At 68.8% G+C, this 17,268-nt stretch carries 13 protein-coding genes; 5 read left to right on the top strand and 8 right to left on the bottom strand.

Going from position 1 to position 17,268, the window contains the following annotated elements; all coding sequences use genetic code 11:
• Positions 1-48: 48 nt before the first annotated feature.
• The 3 genes from ABT114_RS08330 to ABT114_RS08320 all read right to left on the bottom strand — a co-directional run bounded on the left by ABT114_RS08330 (position 49) and on the right by ABT114_RS08320 (position 5,803).
• Positions 49-3,771: an ABC transporter ATP-binding protein gene (locus tag ABT114_RS08330; protein WP_351139927.1), complete on the bottom strand. Its 3,723-nt coding sequence runs from the start codon at positions 3,769-3,771 to the stop codon at positions 49-51.
• Between the two features lie 101 nt (positions 3,772-3,872).
• Positions 3,873-4,892, bottom strand: coding sequence for an esterase-like activity of phytase family protein (locus tag ABT114_RS08325; RefSeq protein WP_351139925.1), 1,020 nt, complete (start codon positions 4,890-4,892; stop codon positions 3,873-3,875).
• A gap of 53 nt (positions 4,893-4,945) precedes the next feature.
• The gene (locus ABT114_RS08320) at positions 4,946-5,803 is read right to left on the bottom strand and encodes a serine hydrolase (protein WP_351139923.1); all 858 of its coding nucleotides are present in this window, start codon (positions 5,801-5,803) and stop codon (positions 4,946-4,948) included.
• A gap of 125 nt (positions 5,804-5,928) precedes the next feature.
• Between ABT114_RS08320 and ABT114_RS08315 the strand changes: the two genes are divergently transcribed.
• Entirely contained in the window at positions 5,929-6,297 is a 369-nt protein-coding gene (locus tag ABT114_RS08315; protein WP_351139921.1) for a hypothetical protein, read from the top strand.
• Positions 6,298-6,426: 129 nt separating this feature from the next.
• On the opposite strand, the gene ABT114_RS08310 is transcribed toward ABT114_RS08315, so the two are convergent.
• Positions 6,427-6,807, bottom strand: a complete 381-nt coding sequence (locus ABT114_RS08310; protein ID WP_351139919.1) for a hypothetical protein — start codon at positions 6,805-6,807, stop codon at positions 6,427-6,429.
• On the bottom strand, positions 6,804-7,121 hold the full coding sequence (locus tag ABT114_RS08305; RefSeq protein WP_351139917.1) for a hypothetical protein: 318 nt from the start codon (positions 7,119-7,121) through the stop codon (positions 6,804-6,806). The genes ABT114_RS08310 and ABT114_RS08305 overlap by 4 nt, the downstream gene beginning before the upstream one ends.
• Positions 7,122-7,295: 174 nt before the next feature.
• Between ABT114_RS08305 and ABT114_RS08300 the strand changes: the two genes are divergently transcribed.
• Together ABT114_RS08300 and ABT114_RS08295 are read left to right on the top strand one after the other, a co-directional pair.
• Positions 7,296-8,090: a helix-turn-helix domain-containing protein gene (locus tag ABT114_RS08300; RefSeq protein WP_351139915.1), complete on the top strand. Its 795-nt coding sequence runs from the start codon at positions 7,296-7,298 to the stop codon at positions 8,088-8,090.
• The gene (locus tag ABT114_RS08295; protein ID WP_351139913.1) at positions 8,083-8,298 is read left to right on the top strand and encodes a DUF397 domain-containing protein; all 216 of its coding nucleotides are present in this window, start codon (positions 8,083-8,085) and stop codon (positions 8,296-8,298) included. The genes ABT114_RS08300 and ABT114_RS08295 overlap by 8 nt, the downstream gene beginning before the upstream one ends.
• On the opposite strand, the gene ABT114_RS08290 is transcribed toward ABT114_RS08295, so the two are convergent.
• The 3 genes from ABT114_RS08290 to ABT114_RS08280 are packed head-to-tail and all read right to left on the bottom strand — an operon-like array spanning position 8,287 to position 13,599.
• On the bottom strand, positions 8,287-11,631 hold the full coding sequence (locus tag ABT114_RS08290; protein WP_351139911.1) for a type I restriction-modification system subunit M: 3,345 nt from the start codon (positions 11,629-11,631) through the stop codon (positions 8,287-8,289). The genes ABT114_RS08295 and ABT114_RS08290 overlap by 12 nt on opposite strands.
• Positions 11,632-11,659: 28 nt before the next feature.
• On the bottom strand, positions 11,660-12,343 hold the full coding sequence (locus ABT114_RS08285) for an RloB family protein (RefSeq protein WP_351139909.1): 684 nt from the start codon (positions 12,341-12,343) through the stop codon (positions 11,660-11,662).
• On the bottom strand, positions 12,343-13,599 hold the full coding sequence (locus ABT114_RS08280) for an AAA family ATPase (protein ID WP_351139907.1): 1,257 nt from the start codon (positions 13,597-13,599) through the stop codon (positions 12,343-12,345). Before ABT114_RS08280 ends, ABT114_RS08285 begins: the two co-directional genes overlap by 1 nt.
• Before the next feature lie 249 nt (positions 13,600-13,848).
• On the opposite strand from ABT114_RS08280, the gene ABT114_RS08275 reads away from it, so the two are divergent.
• Both ABT114_RS08275 and ABT114_RS08270 read left to right on the top strand, forming a co-directional pair.
• Positions 13,849-16,134, top strand: a complete 2,286-nt coding sequence (locus tag ABT114_RS08275; RefSeq protein WP_351139905.1) for a glycosyltransferase family 39 protein — start codon at positions 13,849-13,851, stop codon at positions 16,132-16,134.
• A 200-nt stretch (positions 16,135-16,334) separates the two neighbouring features.
• Positions 16,335-17,138 (top strand): endonuclease I family protein, encoded by an 804-nt coding sequence (locus ABT114_RS08270; RefSeq protein WP_351139903.1) that lies wholly within the window; start codon positions 16,335-16,337, stop codon positions 17,136-17,138.
• Positions 17,139-17,268: the final 130 nt, after the last annotated feature.

The following is a 17,268-nucleotide window of genomic DNA, read 5'->3' as shown; positions in this document are numbered from 1 at the left end:
GTACGGACGCACAACGGGTGTCCGACGGTTGCGCCCCGTCCCCGGGCGCTACGCGGTCGCGACGGGCTCCCCCACGAACGTCCGCCACAGCTCCGCGTACCGCCCGTCCCGCGCCAGCAGCTCCTCGTGTGTGCCGTCCTCCGCGACCCGGCCGTGCGCCATCAGTACGACCCGGTCGGCGCGTGCGGCGGTCGTCAGCCGGTGGGCGACCACAAGCGTCGTACGGCGGCCCGCCAGCCGGTCCGTCGCCTGGTTGACCTGCGCCTCGGTGGCCAGGTCCAGGGCGGCCGTCGCCTCGTCGAGGAGCAGGATGTCGGGGTCGACCAGCTCGGCGCGCGCCAGCGCGATCAGCTGCCGTTGCCCGGCGGAGAGGTTGCGGCCGCGCTCGGCGACCTCGTGCAGGTAGCCGCCCTCCAGCGTGGCGATCATCTCGTGCGCGCCGACCGCCCGGGCCGCCGCCTCCACCTGCACGTCGGTGGCGTCGGGGCGGCCGTAGGCGATGGCGTCCCGCACGGTGCCCTGGAAGAGGTACGCCTCCTGCGGGACGACGCCGAGGCGATGGCGGTACGAGGTGATGTCGAGCGCCCGCAGATCCGTGCCGTCGACCGTCACCCGGCCGCCGGTCGGGTCGTAGAAGCGGGCCACCAGCTTGACCAGGGTCGACTTGCCGGCGCCCGTCTCACCGACGAAGGCGACCGTCTGACCGGCGGGGATCGTCAGCTCGATTCCGCCGAGCGCCGCGTCGGTCTCGTCGTCCTCCCCGTACGCGAAGCGCACGTCCTCGAAGGCGATCTCGCCGCGCAGGGAGAGGACCTCCAGCGGCTCGTCGGCCGACTTCGTGGACGTGGGTTCCTGGAGCAGCTCCTGGATGCGGCGGAGGGAGACGGTCGCCTGCTGGTAGCCGTCGAAGACCTGGGAGAGCTGCTGGACGGGGGCGAAGAACAGGTCGATGTAGAGGAGGTACGCGACCAGGGCGCCCGTGGTGAGCGTGGCCGCGTCGATCCGGCCGGCGCCCGCGATCAGCACCGAGGCCGCGGCCACCGACGACAGGAACTGCACGAACGGGAAGTAGACGGAGATCAGCCACTGGCCCCGGATACGCGCCTTGCGATAGCTGTCGCTGCGCTCCGCGAACCGCCGTCCGCCGTCCCGTTCCCGCCGGAAGGCCTGCACGATGCGCAGCCCGGACACCGACTCCTGGAGGTCGGCATTGACCACCGACACGCGCTCACGGGCCAGCTCGTACGCCTTCACGCTCGCCCGGCGGAAGAAGTAGGTGGCGACGATCAGCGGGGGCAGCGTCGCGAAGACGACGAGCGCGAGCTGCACGTCGAGGACGAGCAGGACGCCCATGATGCCGAAGAAGGTGACGACCGAGACGAAGGCGGTGACCAGGCCGGTCTGGAGGAACGTGGAGAGCGCGTCGACGTCGGTCGTCATCCGCGTCATGATCCGGCCGGTCAGCTCCCGCTCGTAGTAGTCGAGACCGAGCCGCTGCAGCTGGGCGAAGATCTTGAGGCGGAGGGAGTACAGGACGCGTTCGCCGGTGCGTCCGGTCAGCCGTGTCTCGGCGGTCTGCGCCGCCCACTGCACGAGCACCGCGAGCAGGCCGAGCAGGGAGGCCGCCCAGACGGCGCCGAGGGCCATCTCGCTGACGCCCTGGTCGATGCCGTGCCGGATCAGGACGGGCAGCAGGAGGCTCATGCCGGCGTCGGTCGCGACGAGCAGGAGGCTGATCAGCAGGGGCCGTCCGAAGCCCCGCAGCAGGCGCTTCAGGCCGTACGAATCCTCCGGGCGCACCGCCCGTGCCTCGTCGATGTCCGGGGTGTCGGCCGCCGGAGGCAGCGCCTCCACCTGGGCGAGCAGTTCGGGGGTGGCCGGCATCCCGGACAGGGCGTGGTCCTTGGGCTCGCGGTCGCCGGTCCAGAGGCGGGGGGTCAGCCCGCGTTCGGCGTCGAACTCGGCGTCCAGCTCGTCCCGTACCGAGGTGTCCTCCTGGGGCTCGACGGGCGGGGTGTGGCCCGGGGAGACCCCGCCCAGTTCGTCCGGGTCGGTGAGCAGGCGGCGGTAGAGGGCCGAGCGCTCCTGGAGCTCCTCGTGGGTGCCGAGGTCGGCGAGGCGGCCGCCGTCGAGGACGGCGATGCGGTCGGCGAGGTTGAGGGTGGAGCGGCGGTGGGCGATGAGGAGGGTGGTGCGGCCCTGCATGACCTGCTTCAGCGCCTCGTGGATCTCGTGTTCCACGCGGGCGTCCACCGCCGACGTGGCGTCGTCGAGGACCAGCAGGCGCGGGTCGGTGAGGATCGCGCGGGCGAGGGCGACGCGCTGGCGCTGGCCGCCGGAGAGGGTGAGGCCGTGCTCGCCGACCTTGGTGTCGTAGCCCTCGGGCAGCTCGGCGATGAAACGGTCCGCCTGGGCGGCGCGGGCGGCGGCCTCGATCTGCTCGTCGGTCGCGTCGGGGCGGCCGTACGCGATGTTGTTGCGCACGGTGTCGGAGAAGAGGAAGGAGTCCTCCGGGACCAGTCCGATCGCGGCCCGCAGTGAGTCGAGGGTCAGTTCGCGGACGTCGTGGCCGCCGATCAGGACGGCGCCGTGGGTGACGTCGTAGAAGCGCGGGAGGAGCAGGGAGACGGTGGACTTGCCGGAGCCGGAGGAGCCGACGACGGCGAGGGTCTCACCGGCGCGGATCTCGAAGCTCAGCCCCTCCAGGACCGGGCGCTCATGGTCGTAGCCGAACGAGACGTCGTCGAACTCCACCGTCGCGGGCGCGTCGGCGGGCAGCTCCTTGGTGCCGTCCTTGATCGTCGGCTCCGTGTCGATCAGCTCCAGGACGCGTTCGGTGCTCGCGCGGGCCTGCTGTCCGAGGGTGAGGACCATGGCGAGCATGCGGACCGGGCCGACGAGCTGGGCGAGGTAGGTGGAGAAGGCGACGAAGGTGCCGAGGGTGATGTGCCCGCGTACGGCGAGCCAGCCGCCGAGCGCCAGCATCGCGACCTGGCCGAGGGCGGGGACGGCCTGGAGGGCCGGGGTGTACCTGGAGTTCATCCGGATGGTGCGCAGCCGCCCGGCGAAGAGCCGGCGGCCGACCTCGCGCAGCTTGCCGGTCTCCTGGTCCTCCTGCCCGAACCCCTTCACCACGCGTACGCCGCTGACGGCGCCGTCGACCACGCCCGCGACGGCGGCGGCCTGGGCCTGGGCGTACCAGGTGGAGGGGTGCAGCTTGGTGCGGCTGCGGCGGGCGATCCAGCCGAGCGCGGGGGCCACGGCGAGGGCGACCAGGGTCAGCGGCAGCGACAGCCACGCCATGATCACGAGGGAGATCAGGAAGAGCAGGACGTTGCCGATGGTCATCGGCAGCATGAAGAGCAGGCCCTGGATCAGCTGGAGGTCGCTGGTGGCGCGGCCGATCACCTGCCCGGTGGACAGCTCGTCCTGGCGGCGGCCGTCGAGCCGGGTGATCGTGTCGTAGATCTCCGTCCGCAGGTCGTACTGGACGTCGAGAGCGAGACGTCCGCCGTAGTAGCGGCGGACGTAGGTGGACAGGTAGACGAGGAGGGCCGCGCCGATCAGCGCGCCGGCCCAGGGGGCCATGGAGCGGGTGTGGCCGGTGATCACGTCGTCGATGATCACCTTGGTGACCAGCGGGACGAATGCGGTGACCGCCATGGCGGCGAGGGAGGCGCCGAGGGCCAGGACGACGTCCTTCGGGTAGCGCCAGGCATAGCCCGCGAGTCTCCGCGCCCAGCCCTGTTTCTCGCCCTGCTGCGCTGCCACGCCGGTGCCTTCCGTTCGTCCCGATCCACCTGGTCTACCGGAAGGCACCAACACCGATGGAAGCGGATTTCATCCCTCCGCAACAATCGGGCGGGGAACGCTCATATGCGTACTCGCAGGTAGTAGAACCGCGTCGTCTGTACCGCGTTCTGGTTGTCGTCGCTGACCAGCAGGACGTCGAGACGGCCCTTGGTCCGGCCCGTGATCACCATCCCCTCGATGTTGTCGAGAAGCGGGTTCGGCTGGGGCTGCTTGGCGGTCGCGCCCAGTGACGGGCAGGTCACCATGTCGGTGAGCAGGGTCTTCTTGATCAGATGTACGTCGCTCTGGCCGGTGAGGTTCTCGATACGGCCGGTGTCCGTGGCGTGGCGCGGGTCGGCCAGGTAGAGGCGGACCGTGTTGCCCACGCCGGAGGTGAAGCCGCGCTCCAGGACCAGGAGGCGACCGTCGGGCGTCGCCTGGACCTCGGGGACGCCGAGGCCGGTGTCGGTGCGGTAGGCGTACTGGGCGCCGAGCCGGAAGTGGTCGCCCTTCGTCCGCTCCCAGGTCTGGAAGCGGACGATGCCCGTGCTGTCGCCGGAGAGCGCGTACTCCATCGACGCCAGCAGGGTGTGACCGCCGGGCAGCAGGGTCAGGCCCTCGAAGGTGCCGTTGGCGGCGGCGCGGCCGGCCGGGGCGACCTGGAGCGAGGCCGGGACCGGGAGGCGGTCGAGGATCGTGCCGTCGGGGCTGTAGCGGCGTATGGACGGCTCGGTCTCGGAGGTGATCAGACGGGTGCCGTCCCAGTCGATCACCAGGCCCTCGGAGTCGAGGGCGCTGCCGTTGTCGTCGGCGAGCGCGGTCACGCCCGTCGGCTGGAGCGTCTTCGCGTTCAGGGTGAACAGGGAGGAGCGGTCGGAGAGCGCGGCGAGCTGCCCGTCGCGGTCCAGGGCCAGGGCGGAGAAGTTGCCGACGAAGGTGCCGTCGTACGTCGTCTTGTCGAGCGCGTCGGAGAAGCGGTCGATGGTGACGGACGGCGAACAGGCCTGGTTTTCCCGGGCGACGGCCGGGTCGGCGGCGGACAGGGAGGTGGCCGCCGCCAGGCAGGCGGTGACGGTGGTGAGTACGGTTCGCAGACGCATGGGCGTCACCGTAGGACCGGTCGGTGACTCCAGGTGGGCCGCGCCGTTAAGGATCAGCTGCCGGAGGCCATGAGGTCCTTGTGAATGACCTTCGCGACACCCTGAATGGTCGTGATGCCGTAGCTCATCGTGCTGTTGCCGTGGGTCAGCACGGTGATCGTGTAATCGTGGCCGCCCCCCTTGAAGGTGCCGACGCTGTGCACCCGCCAGCCGTGCGTGGAGCGTTGCAGCCAGCCGTTCTTGACGTGCACGGAGACGGAGGACGGCGCCCCGTACGGCGTGCCCCAGCGCTGGGAGGAGATGACCTGGCCCATCAGCTTCTGGATGTAGGCCCGCGCATTGTCGCTGAGCACCGTGTTCTTGGCGGTGATGAGCTTGAGCAGCTTCTGCTCGTCGGTCACCGTGATCTGGGTCAGGCCCCAGTAGCCGTTCGCGCCGGGCTTCGTCTGGGTCATCTTGGCGGCACTCAGGAAGCCCTTGATCTTCGTCAGACCCAGCTGCTTCCAGAGCTTGCTGGTCGCGGTGTTGTCCGACTTGGTGATCATGGCTTTGGCGAGCGAGGCCTCGGTGCTCGTCAGGTAGCGGTTGTGCTTCTTCGCGTCCCACAGCAGCGTGGCCAGGACGGTGACCTTCACGACGCTCGCCGAGTCGTAGGCACTGGAGGCGCGGAGCGTGCAGGTGGTGTTGGTGGTGCGGTCGTAGAGGCCGACGGCGACGGTGCCCGTGCGGTGCGCGAGCGCGGCCGTGATGTCCTTCTTGAGCTTGGCGGCCAGGGCCGCCTTCGCCGACGTACAGCTGACGGTCGGCGTCGCGGCGGCGGCGGGCGTCGCGGCGGCCACCCCCGATACGAGCACCCCGGCGGTGAGGCCGCCCGCAAGCACTCTCGCGCGTCTGGATATCCCGTGAGTCATGCCTAGATGACGCACGAGTTCTAACGAAAGGTTGTACGAGACACCCGGGCTGTCCGGCAAAGCCTCGACAAGCGTGCGCGGAACACAGATCCATGTCGGCATGGAGCCGTGGGCAGGGAAGAAGCATGCCGCACGAAACACCGAACGAGCACTTCATGTCCGGACAATTACTCGCAGCCCTGTGGACACTGCGCCTCCTCGTCACACCCGGGGCAGCAGCACCCGAACGGGACGAGTTCCTTGCGAAGAAGGTTCCCGCGCAACTTCTGGACAAGGAACTGCCCTCCCTGGCCAACCACCTCATCCTCGCGAAGAGGCGGGGAAGCGATCGCTGGAAGGCCGCCGTTGAGGTCTTCCGAGAGATACCAGGCCTCCTTCCACCGGGAAGGCTGCCGGACGACACCATGGGGCCTTCTGAACAGAGGGCGTTCGCCGACGGATACACCGAGCAACTCACCAAGTACAAGGAGAAGTGGAGTCAGATCCTGGCGTGACGTGATGCCGATGCTGCTCGGCTTCGACGTTGTTCGGAGCGCGAGGAGGACGGACGCCTTGGTGGCAGTGCGCGGGAAGTGTGACACTTTTTACTTGAGTGTCACACTTCCCGCAAGGGCGACCACCGGTCAGCCTCCCGGCGTGGGGTCACGGGGCCCGTCGGGGACAGCGACGCAGTCGTCGGCTTCAGCAAAGCTGTCGGCATCGTCGAGGCCGTCACAGACAGTCGCGGGGAGGCGGGCACCCCGGCTCTCCGCGATCCGGCGCACGTCGGCCAGCGCCTCGCTCATCCGGCCGAGCAGGAACCGGAGTTGCGCGGGCGTCGCCCGGCGGTCGGCGAGCATGTCGGCCGCGTGACCGAGGAGTTCGCCGGCCATGCCGAGTTGCACACTCTCGATGGCGTCGGCCACTCGGGAGAGATAGCCGGTTCCGTCGGTGACGAGGTAGCAGGGCTTGCCTTCCGAGCCGGCCCAGGGCAGCAGCCGCGTCACGCTGATGACGCGGTTCACACCGTCACCTCGACTCCGTGGATCACCCGCGGCCCTACGTCCACCCCGTGGACAGCGAGCCACACCGCACGTCGCCGGGCCCGCCGGCGTCGCGCTTCTTCGCGTCGCTCGTGGGCGACGAGGTAGGGGCGGACCAGGGCGTGGTCCTCGCCACGCAGAGGACGGGACCCTGCGCGGTGAACGGTCGGGCCGTCGGCGCACGGAGCGACGGGCAGTCGTCGCACCTGGGCGGCGGCAGAGAGACGGCGGCGTCCCGGGCCGGGGAACAGGAGCCACAGCAGCGGCTCGAAGAGGCGGGCGATACGGTAACTCATGTCGTCAACTCCGTTGGGTTCGTTGATGGCCACGCCCCCGGACCGGTCGCTCGGTCGCGGGGGTATCGCTTTGTGTAGCGATCCACTCACAGAGTGAGAGGGGCCGGGCTAGGCTCGCCAGGGGTTAGCTGGTGACAGAGCGTTTGTCGCAAGGGACGCAAGGGAGTTGACGCGGTGAGCAGCATCTACGGCGACTGGCTCAAGGAACAGCGCGAGACAGCAGGCCTCACGCAGCAACAGCTGGCCGACGTGGCGATCATGACCCGCTCGCACATCGCACACATCGAGGCGGGGCGCAGGGTGCCGTCGAAGGAGGACGCGCGGCGCCTGGACAGAGCCCTGAACACGGGGAATGTGCTGAGCAGCTTCCTGCCGCAGGAAGAGGCTGCGGTCGCCGACTACTTCGAGGCGGCGCGGCTGCTCGAGCAACAGGCGTTGATGATCAGAGAGTTCGCCCTGTCGTTCGTTCCGGGCATCCTCCAGACGGAAAGGTACGCACGTACGGTTCTGAGCACGTCATTCCCTCCGGTGAGTGAAGAGGAGCGTGACAGGCTCGTTGTCACACGCCTTGAGCGCGCGAAGATCCTCGGCGATCCGGTGACGCCCGTGGTGTGGGCGCTGTTAGACGAGGCGGTGCTACGTCGCGCGGTGGGCGGACCGGACGTCATGGCAGAGCAGATCTCGCACATCGTGCACCTGGTTGAGGCTGAACGGATCCGCGTGCACGTGATGCCGTTCGCTCTGGGTTCTCATCCACTGATGGAGAACATGCTCACGCTGATGTGGTTCGAGGACCAACCACCCGTGGCATACGGCGAGGGTCTACGCATGGGGAAGGTGCATGACTCCCCACACGTAGTTCACGAGCTGCAAGGTCGCTACGATCTTGCACTGAGCGACGCACTGCCACTGAAGGAGTCACTGGCCCTACTCAGGGCAACAGCGAAGGACTACGGACGTCATGACTGACCGAACCATATTGAACGCAGCCCTATTGGAAGGCTGGAGGAAGTCGTCCTACAGCAACAGCGAAGGCGGCAGCTGCATCGAGGTTCTGGACAGCTACCCCTCCGGCATACCCGTCCGCGACTCCAAGGTCCCGCACGGCCCCGCGCTGGTCTTCTCGCCGGAGAGTTGGTCACGCTTCATCGCGACTGCCAAGCGATCACCCCAATGATCGCGTGAGGTTGTCCATCAGAATGCCCTTCACCAGGCGAAGTTTGGCGAGCTGAGCGTGACGTACTTGCCTTTCCCGGGTTAGTACGGCGAGATGTCCGGCGAAGACCTCCTGTGCCGCCATGCTCGGTACGTCCATCTCGACGTCGAGCAGCCGGTGCGGATGCACTAGCCGTGGGCCGCCATCGGACCGTGCCACCGTGTAAACACGTTCCTGGGCTTCGGGAAGCATCAACCACGCCACGAGGTAATCGGCGGCCAGACGGTTGGCGTCGGGCCTGATGCAGAAGACGCCAGGGCCGTACGTCGCCTGCCCTCGCTCTCCTCGCCATACGGCCGCGCGGAACGACCGCCCGGTTGCGTCCGCCGCGGCGAACAGTACGTCACCGGGGAGCAGGACTGCCCCGTGTGAGACTCCGGTGCCGGCCGACCGGACCCCCGACAACCCGAGTGTGGGTTCGGTCAGGTCGGCAGGCCGAAGAACCGGCGCCCCAGGCCGTGCCTCAGCGCCGTAGGCGACTCCGGGCCGTACCGACTCGACCATCTCACGCAGCGGGCGACGCCGGGTCTGACCTGCTCCCCCGGAATCAACTGCCGTGAGCAGCGAGAGCAGTTCATCGATGTGCAGTTTGGCGAGCTCGCCTTCGACTTCCTTCTCGGCCTCGATCAGGGAGCGGATGACGTCGGCGACCGTGTTCCGATCGGGTTGGGTGCCCGCGCTGTCCGCCATCACCTCCCAGGCACTCCGTTGAGACCAGGGATAGCTGGGGACCGCGCCGCCTTGCGCTGTTCCCTTGAGCTGCTGCTCGATCTCCCGGAAGGACAGCCCGTACTTCTCCCGCCAGTTCTCGTAGGCGTGGGCCAGCTCCTGGCGGCGGCTGCGCATCACGTCGTCGAGCTTGCTTTTCAGTCCCTGCCGAAGGACGTCCAGGACTACCCGGCGCTCTCCGTGATCGGCGGCCAGCGCGGCACGGGCGCGCATCAGGCGTGGCGCCGCGCTCTGCTCCGTATGCGCTGTCCGGCTCTCGCCCAGGAACCAGAACTCGGATTCAAGGCGCTTGGCCAAGGCGGCGGCCTCCTTGCGCTCCCTCCTCACACGAGCCAGTTCCGTTCGCTTCTCGACATCCGCTGGAGTCTCCTCATAGGCAGGAGACTCGCCGTCGATCTTCTCGTCGTCCTCGCCGTCGCCGGCCGGTCGGGGTCTGAGCTCTTGCCAGCGCTCGTCGAGCTCGGCCTTCCGCGTGTCCGCCGCCGCCAGCGCTTCCAGGAAGTCCGGGGCGATGGCGGTGACCAGCTTGTGCTGGTACGCCTGGCGCCGTTCCGCCGCGGACCTCGGGTGCTCCCTGCCCGTCCTGGGGTCGAGCTCCGGCGCGAGCAGCGTCTCCACGTCTCCGACCCAGCCGTCGATCACCCCCGCGAACCCTCTCTCGGACAGCGCCAGCAGGTCGTACCTGTCCTCGTGCCACCACCCGACCACCGCGCCCGTGAGCACGTGCCCGCTGAGGAGCCCGACTCCGCCGAGGCGTTCCACGAACGACTCGACGAGCGTTTCCCGGAGCCCCCACAGCTCGGCCCTGCACTGTGCCGGCAACACGTCCGCGGGCCGCCCCGAGGTCGTGGCCAGCCCCTCCAGGTGCCGGGCCTCTGCGTCCCACCACTCGGCATAGGCGGACCAGAGTTCCTCCTCGCGGGGACGGGCCAGGTCAGCGAACCGGACCGCGTCCGGCCGCTGTCCCTTCGGCAGGAAGTCCACGTATTCCGGATCAGCGGGAAGGCGCTCTTCGAAGAGATCCGTCAGCGCGATCCCGTACGAGTCGAGCAGTTCCTTCTTCGCCTCGATCTCCGCGCGCGGCACGCCGCCCACGAGGTGGGCCCGCACGTCCTGCGGCTCTGGCGGCGGCGTGGTGTCCACATAGCGGCGGATGTTGAGGTTGTCGTCGTTGGCACGCAGTTCCTCGCGGCTGACCACTCGCGAGAAGCCGGGCACTTCCGCAAACTCGTGGAAGGCGGACGTGATCTTCTCGGCATGCTCGGGCAGCAGCACATTCTGTGAGCGCTCCGCGTGGAACTCGCGGTCCGCGTTGATAAAGAGCACCTTGCCCGCCCGAGCCGGATCCTTCTTTCCCGGCGGGCGCAGCACCAGGACGCAGGCGGGGATACCAGTGCCGTAGAAGAGGTTCGGAGCGAGGCCGATGACCGCGTCGATCGTGTCCTCGTCCAACAGGTTCGTGCGGATGCTTTGTTCGCGGCCCCCGCGGAACAGCACTCCGTGCGGCATGACCGTGACGACCATGCCGCCCCGCCCCTCCCGCTTGGTCTCCCACAGCATGTGCTGGAGGAACATCAGGTCGGCCTTGCCGCGCTCGCCGGTCACCCCGTAGGTCGTGCGCTGCGCACGGTAGGCCAGGTCGCTCAGCGCATAGTCCATGGAGAACGGCGGGTTGCTGAGCACTCCGTCGAACCGGTCGGCGTCCGACGTCGGCACATGTGCCGGGGCGGCGAGCGTGTCCCCGGTGCGCAGGTCGAATCGTCGTACCCCGTGCAGGACCATGTTCATCGTCGCCGTCGCCCACGAACCGCTGTTGGCGTCCTGGCCGGCGAAGAGCATGTCCGCGGTGTCTCCGCCGTGCTCCTCCACGTACTCCTTGGCGGAGACGAGCATGCCGCCCGAGCCGACGCACGGGTCGTAGATCCGCATGCCCGGCTCGGGCCTCAGCATGTCCACCATCATGCGGACCACCACGCGCGGGGTGTAGAACTCGCCGCCCATACGGCCCACCGAGTCCGCGAACGCCTTCACGAGGTACTCGTAGGCGGCGCCGATCAGGTCGGGAAACTCGAAGTCCGGTGTGCTCAGCCGGATGCGGTCGAAGTGTGCGATGAGCAACTTCAGCCGCTGATCGGCGCGTTCGGCCGAAGACGCGCCGAGTCCGCCGATGCGGCGGAAGTCGAGGTGGCTGAAGAGCCCCTTGAGCTTGGGATCCTGGCCTTCCAACGCCTGGAGCGCCGGACGCAGCCGGTCCTCGGCGATGTCGTGGGTGGCCGAGGATATCGCCGCCCAGCGGGCCTTCTTCGGTACGAAGAGCACGTCTCGTTCACAGTATGCGGACTCGCGTTCGAGGAACTCGGCCAGCGCCTTGTCGGTGAGTCCCAGTTCCCTGGCCGCGTACTTCCCGATCGCCGCACGTGCCGCTTCGAACTCGTCGTTGGCCCACTTCAGGAACAGCAGGCCGACGATGTAGTCCTTGTACTCGGAGGCGTCCATCGTCCCCCGGACGATGTCCGCGGCGGCGACGAGATGCCGCTCCAACTGCGCGAGCGTGAACTTGGTCACGAACGGCTCCCTACGGCCTGAGGTGGTGTCAGTACGAGGCGATTCCGAGCCCGTGCTCCACGAATTCGTGGACATCGGTGTACGGGTCCCGGTTGACGAGGGCCACGTGGTCGCCGTGCTGCGCGTTCATCTGCAGGGCGCGCTTCCTGGCCTCCGGATAGCGTCCGGTGACCTGGTGCGGGAGCACCACCTTGATATTGGGCGCGTCCTTCGGTGTTCTGGCGAAGGGCAGTCTCGTCGTCACCTGCCCGCAGACCCCGCCGAACGTGCCGGTGACCGGCTTGTGGTGCAGCAGACGCCAGACCTCGAAGCACGGGTGGGAGAAGGCGACTTTCACTCCTCCCTCGCGAGCCTGCTTCAACGCGGTCTCGATGCCCTCGTGCTCGTCCCGGTCGAAGAGGCACCAGACCTGCGGCCAGTACTTCTTCTCCAGGCCGCTGCGCTTGGCCGCCCGCTGCTCGATTTCCATCAGCTCGACCGCCGCCTCGACGAGTTTGAGGGGCTTGCGCTGGGAGCCTGGGGCGTTGGCGTTCGCGATCCGCACGTCGACGGCCGGCGCCGGATCGGCCGGCACCCCGTACTGCCTGACCATGTCGATGTAGGAGGGTTCCGTGACCAGCCCCTCGGTGAAGACGTGGACGATCCTCTTGCGTCGTCCACGATGCTGCGCGGGGCCCAGCGACTCCTTGCCCTTCCCCTTCGCCTTTCCCATCAGCTCTGCCCCGCCTCGTGCTCGGCCTGCTCGCGGTCGGCGAGCAGACGGCGGGCGATCTGCCCCTCCAGAAGAGACGGAACCGCACCGAAGGCCCCCGCCAGGTACGACTTCATCAGGTCTTCTTCCTCCCCCGGGGATGCGGCGGTCAGTGGATAGAGCTCGGTCGCCCCGTCCTCGTCCTTCTCCGTCAGCCAGACCTGGCCGGGTTCGAGCAGTCGGCCACCGCTCGGGGTGGTGAGCACGGTTGGGTCGTGCGACGTGAAGACCAGCTGGGCGCCGTGCGGATTGGCGTACGGGTCGTGGAAGAGCCGAACGACTTCGGCGGCGAAGCGTGGGTGCAGACTGGCGTCCAGTTCGTCGACGAGCAGCACCGCGCCTTCGTCGAGCGCCAGGAGCAGCGGGCCCAGGAGGGCGAACCAGGAGCGGGTGCCGAGGGACTCGGCCTGCCAGTCGAGCGCGGCCTCGCCTGCGGCTGAGCGGTGGACGAGCTTGACGGTCGGCCGCCCCCTGCCGTCGTCGACCACCTCGGTTCCCGTGATGCCGAGGTCGGCGACGCGCAGCAGTTCCTCGATGCGGCGTGCGCGGGCTCCGGAGAGTTCCTGCCGGGTGAACACCTCGCGCTGGTCCCGCTCGACCTCCGGATCGATCAGCCACAAGTTGCGGCGGAACCATTGGAAGAGAGGCGAGAGCTGCGGGTGATTGTCCGTGCCCGCGGTGGAGAGCAGCAGAGCGTCGGGGCGGGTACGCCGGGCGAGTTGCGCGCGGTCCTTGACCCGGTTTCCCGGCCAGTCGTACACCTCCGCGCGGGAGGCGTCGCGATCCAACCAGACCTGCCGGTGACCGAGCGGGTAGCTGTGCAGCCATTCGGCTTCGACACGGCTGCCGCCCAGCTCGAAGCCGTACGTCCAGCGGATCCCTTCCAGGACGAGGTCCACTTCGAAGAAGCTCGGCTCGTCGTTCCCTTTGGGATCGAGGGCGAAGGCGGAGCGCGGAACGCCGTCGTACGAAGCCCAACGGGCGTACGAGTCGAGGACCGCGCTCCGCATGTCGACGAGGGCCGCGAGCACGTTCGACTTGCCGGACGCGTTGGCACCGAAGACTCCGATCAGCGGGAAGACATCCAACGACCGGCCACCCGGCAGACGAACAGGGCGGGCGGGAAACGGCTCCTCGCCGGCTTCGGACGCCACGAAGGACAGCTCCTGCTCATCGCGCAGGGACCGCACATTCGCGACACGGAACCTCAGCAGCACGCTGTCCTCCTCTCCTGTCTCAGCGTAGTCGCCGGATCTGACACCGCCCCTGGGCGACGGTCCTGACCTCGGGGAACATACCCTCTGTCACCGGTCCCGCGTGGCCGAACGGGTGATCCCGGACATGCCTGCCGTGCTGCGGCCTTGTACAAGCCCTTGCCCGCCTCTTGCTGACTCCTTTGTTTTTTCACAGCCAGGAGCCAGCTGCGGCACAGCCCTCGCTCACCCCCGCTCGACATCCTGCCGAGCGTGACATCTGCCACCGATCCACACCCTCATACGACCGTGACCCCCGACTCGCCGCCGCCGGCCGTACCCGCGGCGCCCCCGGAGAAGTCGCCCCGCTGGTCGCTGCCCGCGCTGATCGCGATCCTGATCCTGGCGGCGGTGCTCTACTCCTGGAACCTGTCCGGCTCCGGCCTGAACAGCTTCTACAGCTCCGCCGTGTTCAGCGGTACGCAGAGCTGGAAGGCGTGGTTCTTCGGCTCGCTGGACGCGGGCAACTTCATGACCGTCGACAAGCCACCGTTCGCGCTGATGGTCATGGGCCTGTCCTGCCGGATCTTCGGGTTCGGCACCTGGCAGATGATGCTGCCGATGATCCTCGTCGCCCTCGCGACGATCTGGATCCTGCACACCTCCGTGAAGCGGGTGTGGGGCCACGGCGCGGCGACGGTCGCCGCACTCGTCCTCGCGCTGACCCCGATCACGGTCGCCATCAACCGGGACAACAACCCCGACACCCTGCTGGTGTTCCTGATGGTGTCGGGCGCGGCACTCGCCCTGCGGGCGACCACGAACGGCAAGCTGCTGCCGCTGCTCGGCTCGGCGGCCTGCTTCGGCCTCGCGTTCAACACGAAGATGCTCCAGGGCTACATCGCGCTGCCCGCCGTCTTCGCGGTCTACCTCTACGCGGCCAGGCCGAAGCTCGTGAAGCGCATCGTGAACCTGCTGCTCGCGGGCGTGGTCCTGGCCGTCTCCAGCTTCTGGTGGGCGACGGCCGTCTCGCTCGTGCCCGCCGACGACCGGCCGTACATCGGCGGTTCGACGGACGGCACGGCCTGGGACCTGATCATGGGCTACAACGGCCTCGGCCGGGTCTTCGGCGGCGAGGGCAACGGCGGCAGCGGGGGCGGAGGCGGCAGCTTCTCCGGCACCGCGGGCCTCGGCCGGCTGTTCAACGACATCCTGGGCGGCCAGATCTCCTGGCTGATCCCGTTCGCGGCCATCGCCCTCGTCGGCGGCCTGGTGCTGTGCGGCCGCGCCCCGCGCACCGACCTCACCCGCGCCGCGCTGGTGCTGTGGGGCGGCTGGATGCTGCTGCACTACCTGACGTTCGCCATGGCCGAGGGCACGATGCACCCGTACTACACGACCGCCGTCGCCCCCGGCATCGCGGTCCTGTGCGGTGGCGGCGGCACCATGCTGCTGCGCGCCTTCCGCGGCGGCGACGTGCGCTGGTCGTGGGTGCTGCCCGCCGGACTCGCGGTCACCGGTGTCTGGGCGGTCGTGCTGCTGCGCCGGGCCACCGACTGGAACAGCTGGCTGTGGCCGGCCATCGCGGTGGTCATGGTGCTGGCGATCGTGGGTCTGTTCCTCTTCCGTTCCGGCAACCGCGCACGGCTGCTGGCGGCGTCGGTGGCCGCCGCGATCGTCGCGGCCCTCGCGGGTCCGACGGCGTACGCGGTCGCCGTTCCGGCGAGTGCGGGCGGCGCCGGCGGCGGCATGGGCGGCAGCAACCCGACCGCCGGCCCGTCGACCGGGAGCGGCTTCGGCGGCGGTGGCGGCCAGGGCGGCCCCGGCGGCAACGGCGGCGGTCCGGGCGGCGGCGAAATGCCCGGCGGAACCCAGCAGGGCGGTCAGGCGGCCGGCCAGGAGGGCGGCCAGATGACGCCCGGCGGCGGCGCGAACGGCGAGATGCCCGGCGGTGCCCCGCAGGGCGGCGAGAACGGCGGCTTCCCGGGCGGTGGCGAGATGCCCGGCGGCGGTACCGCAGGCGGCCAGGCCGGCGGCTTCCCCGGCGGCGAGAACGGCACGGCCCCGAACGGCGCGGACGGTCAGTCCGGCGGTGGTAACGGGGGCGGCATGGGCGGTGGCGGCATGGGCGGCGAAACCAGCAGCGAGCTGATCTCGTATCTGGAGAAGCACCAGGACGGCGCCAAGTGGCTGCTCGCGGTGTCCAATTCACAGAGCGCCGGGCAGCTGATCCTGAGCACCCACAAGCCCGTCATCTCCATGTGGGGCTTCACCGGCAGCGACAACGGCATGACGGTCGCCAAGCTCAAGGAGCTGGTGAAGAAGGGCGAGCTGCACTACATCCAGGTCGGCGGCTCAGGCATGGGCGGCGGCATGGGCGGCAACAACAGCGCCAGCACCGCGGTCACCGCCTGGGTGCAGAAGTACGGCACCGCGGTGAAGGAGAGCGCGTACAGCAAGACGACGACCTCGGAGTCGAGCACGGAGACGAACTCGGACTCGCAGAACACCCAGTCGACGTCGACGCTCTACCGGCTGGACCCGTCGGACGTGAGCTGACCGAAGCGGACCCAAGCGGACCCAACAGCCCCCGGCCACCTGGTCGGGGGCTGTTTCGGTGTGTCAACTCGCGTAGACAAGGGGCGAATTGCCGGTGCCAGTCACTTAATCGACATGTTCAGTTTATTTACACGACCGCATGTCCATGCCACGCTCCCGTCTGCCGCCTCCATTCAACCCGCGTAGATGGGACACCCCACATGCTGGCGACACGCATAGGCCGCTGGAAGTCGGTGGCACTGACCACCGCCGCCGTCCTGGTCGGCCTCACCGCCCCGGCCCTGACCGCGACCCCCGCCGCGGCCACGACGACCGCGTACGACTCGACGTACTACAAGAACGCGATCGGCAAGACCGGCACGAGCCTGAAGTCCTCGCTGCACACGATCATCAGCAGCCAGACCAAGATCTCGTACTCCGCGGTCTGGAACGCGCTCATGGCCACCGACCAGGACCCGAACAACAGCAGCAACGTGATCCTGCTGTACAGCGGTGTCTCGCGCGCCAAGTCCCTCAACGGCGGAGACGTCGGCGACTGGAACCGCGAGCACACGTGGGCCAAGTCCCACGGCGACTTCGGCGAGGTGACCGGTCCCGGCACGGACCTGCACCACCTGCGCCCCGCGGACGTCCAGGTCAACAGCATCCGCGGCAACAAGGACTTCGACAACGGCGGCAGCACGGTCACCAACGGCGGCGGCAGCCTCACCGACTCCGACTCCTTCGAGCCCCGCGACGCCGACAAGGGCGACGTGGCCCGCATGATCCTCTACATGACGGTCCGCTACGAGGGCGACGACGGCTTCGCCGACCTGGAGCCCAACGAGAGCGTCAACAACGGCAGCAACCCCTACATGGGCAAGCTCTCCGTACTCAAGCAGTGGAACGACGAGGACCCGCCGAGCGCCTTCGAGGAGAAGCGCAACCAGGTCATCTACGACACCTACCAGCACAACCGCAACCCGTTCATCGACCACCCGGAGTGGGTCGAGGCGATCTGGTAGGCCCGGGCGCCCAGTCCTACTACTTCCCTCACACAGGTGACGTCGATCTTGGACTCGGGCGCGTCCCCGCCCCGGGACAAGAGCATGGGGGCACCTCGGCAGCTTCGTCGAGGTGCCCCAACTCCCTTTT

The organism is Streptomyces sp. NPDC002088 (assembly GCF_040296605.1).
GTDB lineage: Bacteria > Actinomycetota > Actinomycetes > Streptomycetales > Streptomycetaceae > Streptomyces.
The sequence above is the reverse complement of the archived record's forward strand: the minus strand, read 5'-3'. Positions and strand labels throughout refer to the sequence as shown.

Excerpts from the sequence above, each read along its gene's own strand:
- ABT114_RS08325 (WP_351139925.1), bottom strand. The coding sequence starts at position 4,892 with ATGCGTCTGCGAACCGTACTCACCACCGTCACCGCCTGCCTGGCGGCG.
- ABT114_RS08320 (WP_351139923.1), bottom strand. The coding sequence starts at position 5,803 with ATGACTCACGGGATATCCAGACGCGCGAGAGTGCTTGCGGGCGGCCTC.
- ABT114_RS08315 (WP_351139921.1), top strand. The coding sequence starts at position 5,929 with ATGCCGCACGAAACACCGAACGAGCACTTCATGTCCGGACAATTACTC.
- ABT114_RS08305 (WP_351139917.1), bottom strand. The coding sequence starts at position 7,121 with ATGAGTTACCGTATCGCCCGCCTCTTCGAGCCGCTGCTGTGGCTCCTG.
- ABT114_RS08295 (WP_351139913.1), top strand. The coding sequence starts at position 8,083 with ATGACTGACCGAACCATATTGAACGCAGCCCTATTGGAAGGCTGGAGG.
- ABT114_RS08285 (WP_351139909.1), bottom strand. The coding sequence starts at position 12,343 with ATGGGAAAGGCGAAGGGGAAGGGCAAGGAGTCGCTGGGCCCCGCGCAG.
- ABT114_RS08270 (WP_351139903.1), top strand. The coding sequence starts at position 16,335 with ATGCTGGCGACACGCATAGGCCGCTGGAAGTCGGTGGCACTGACCACC.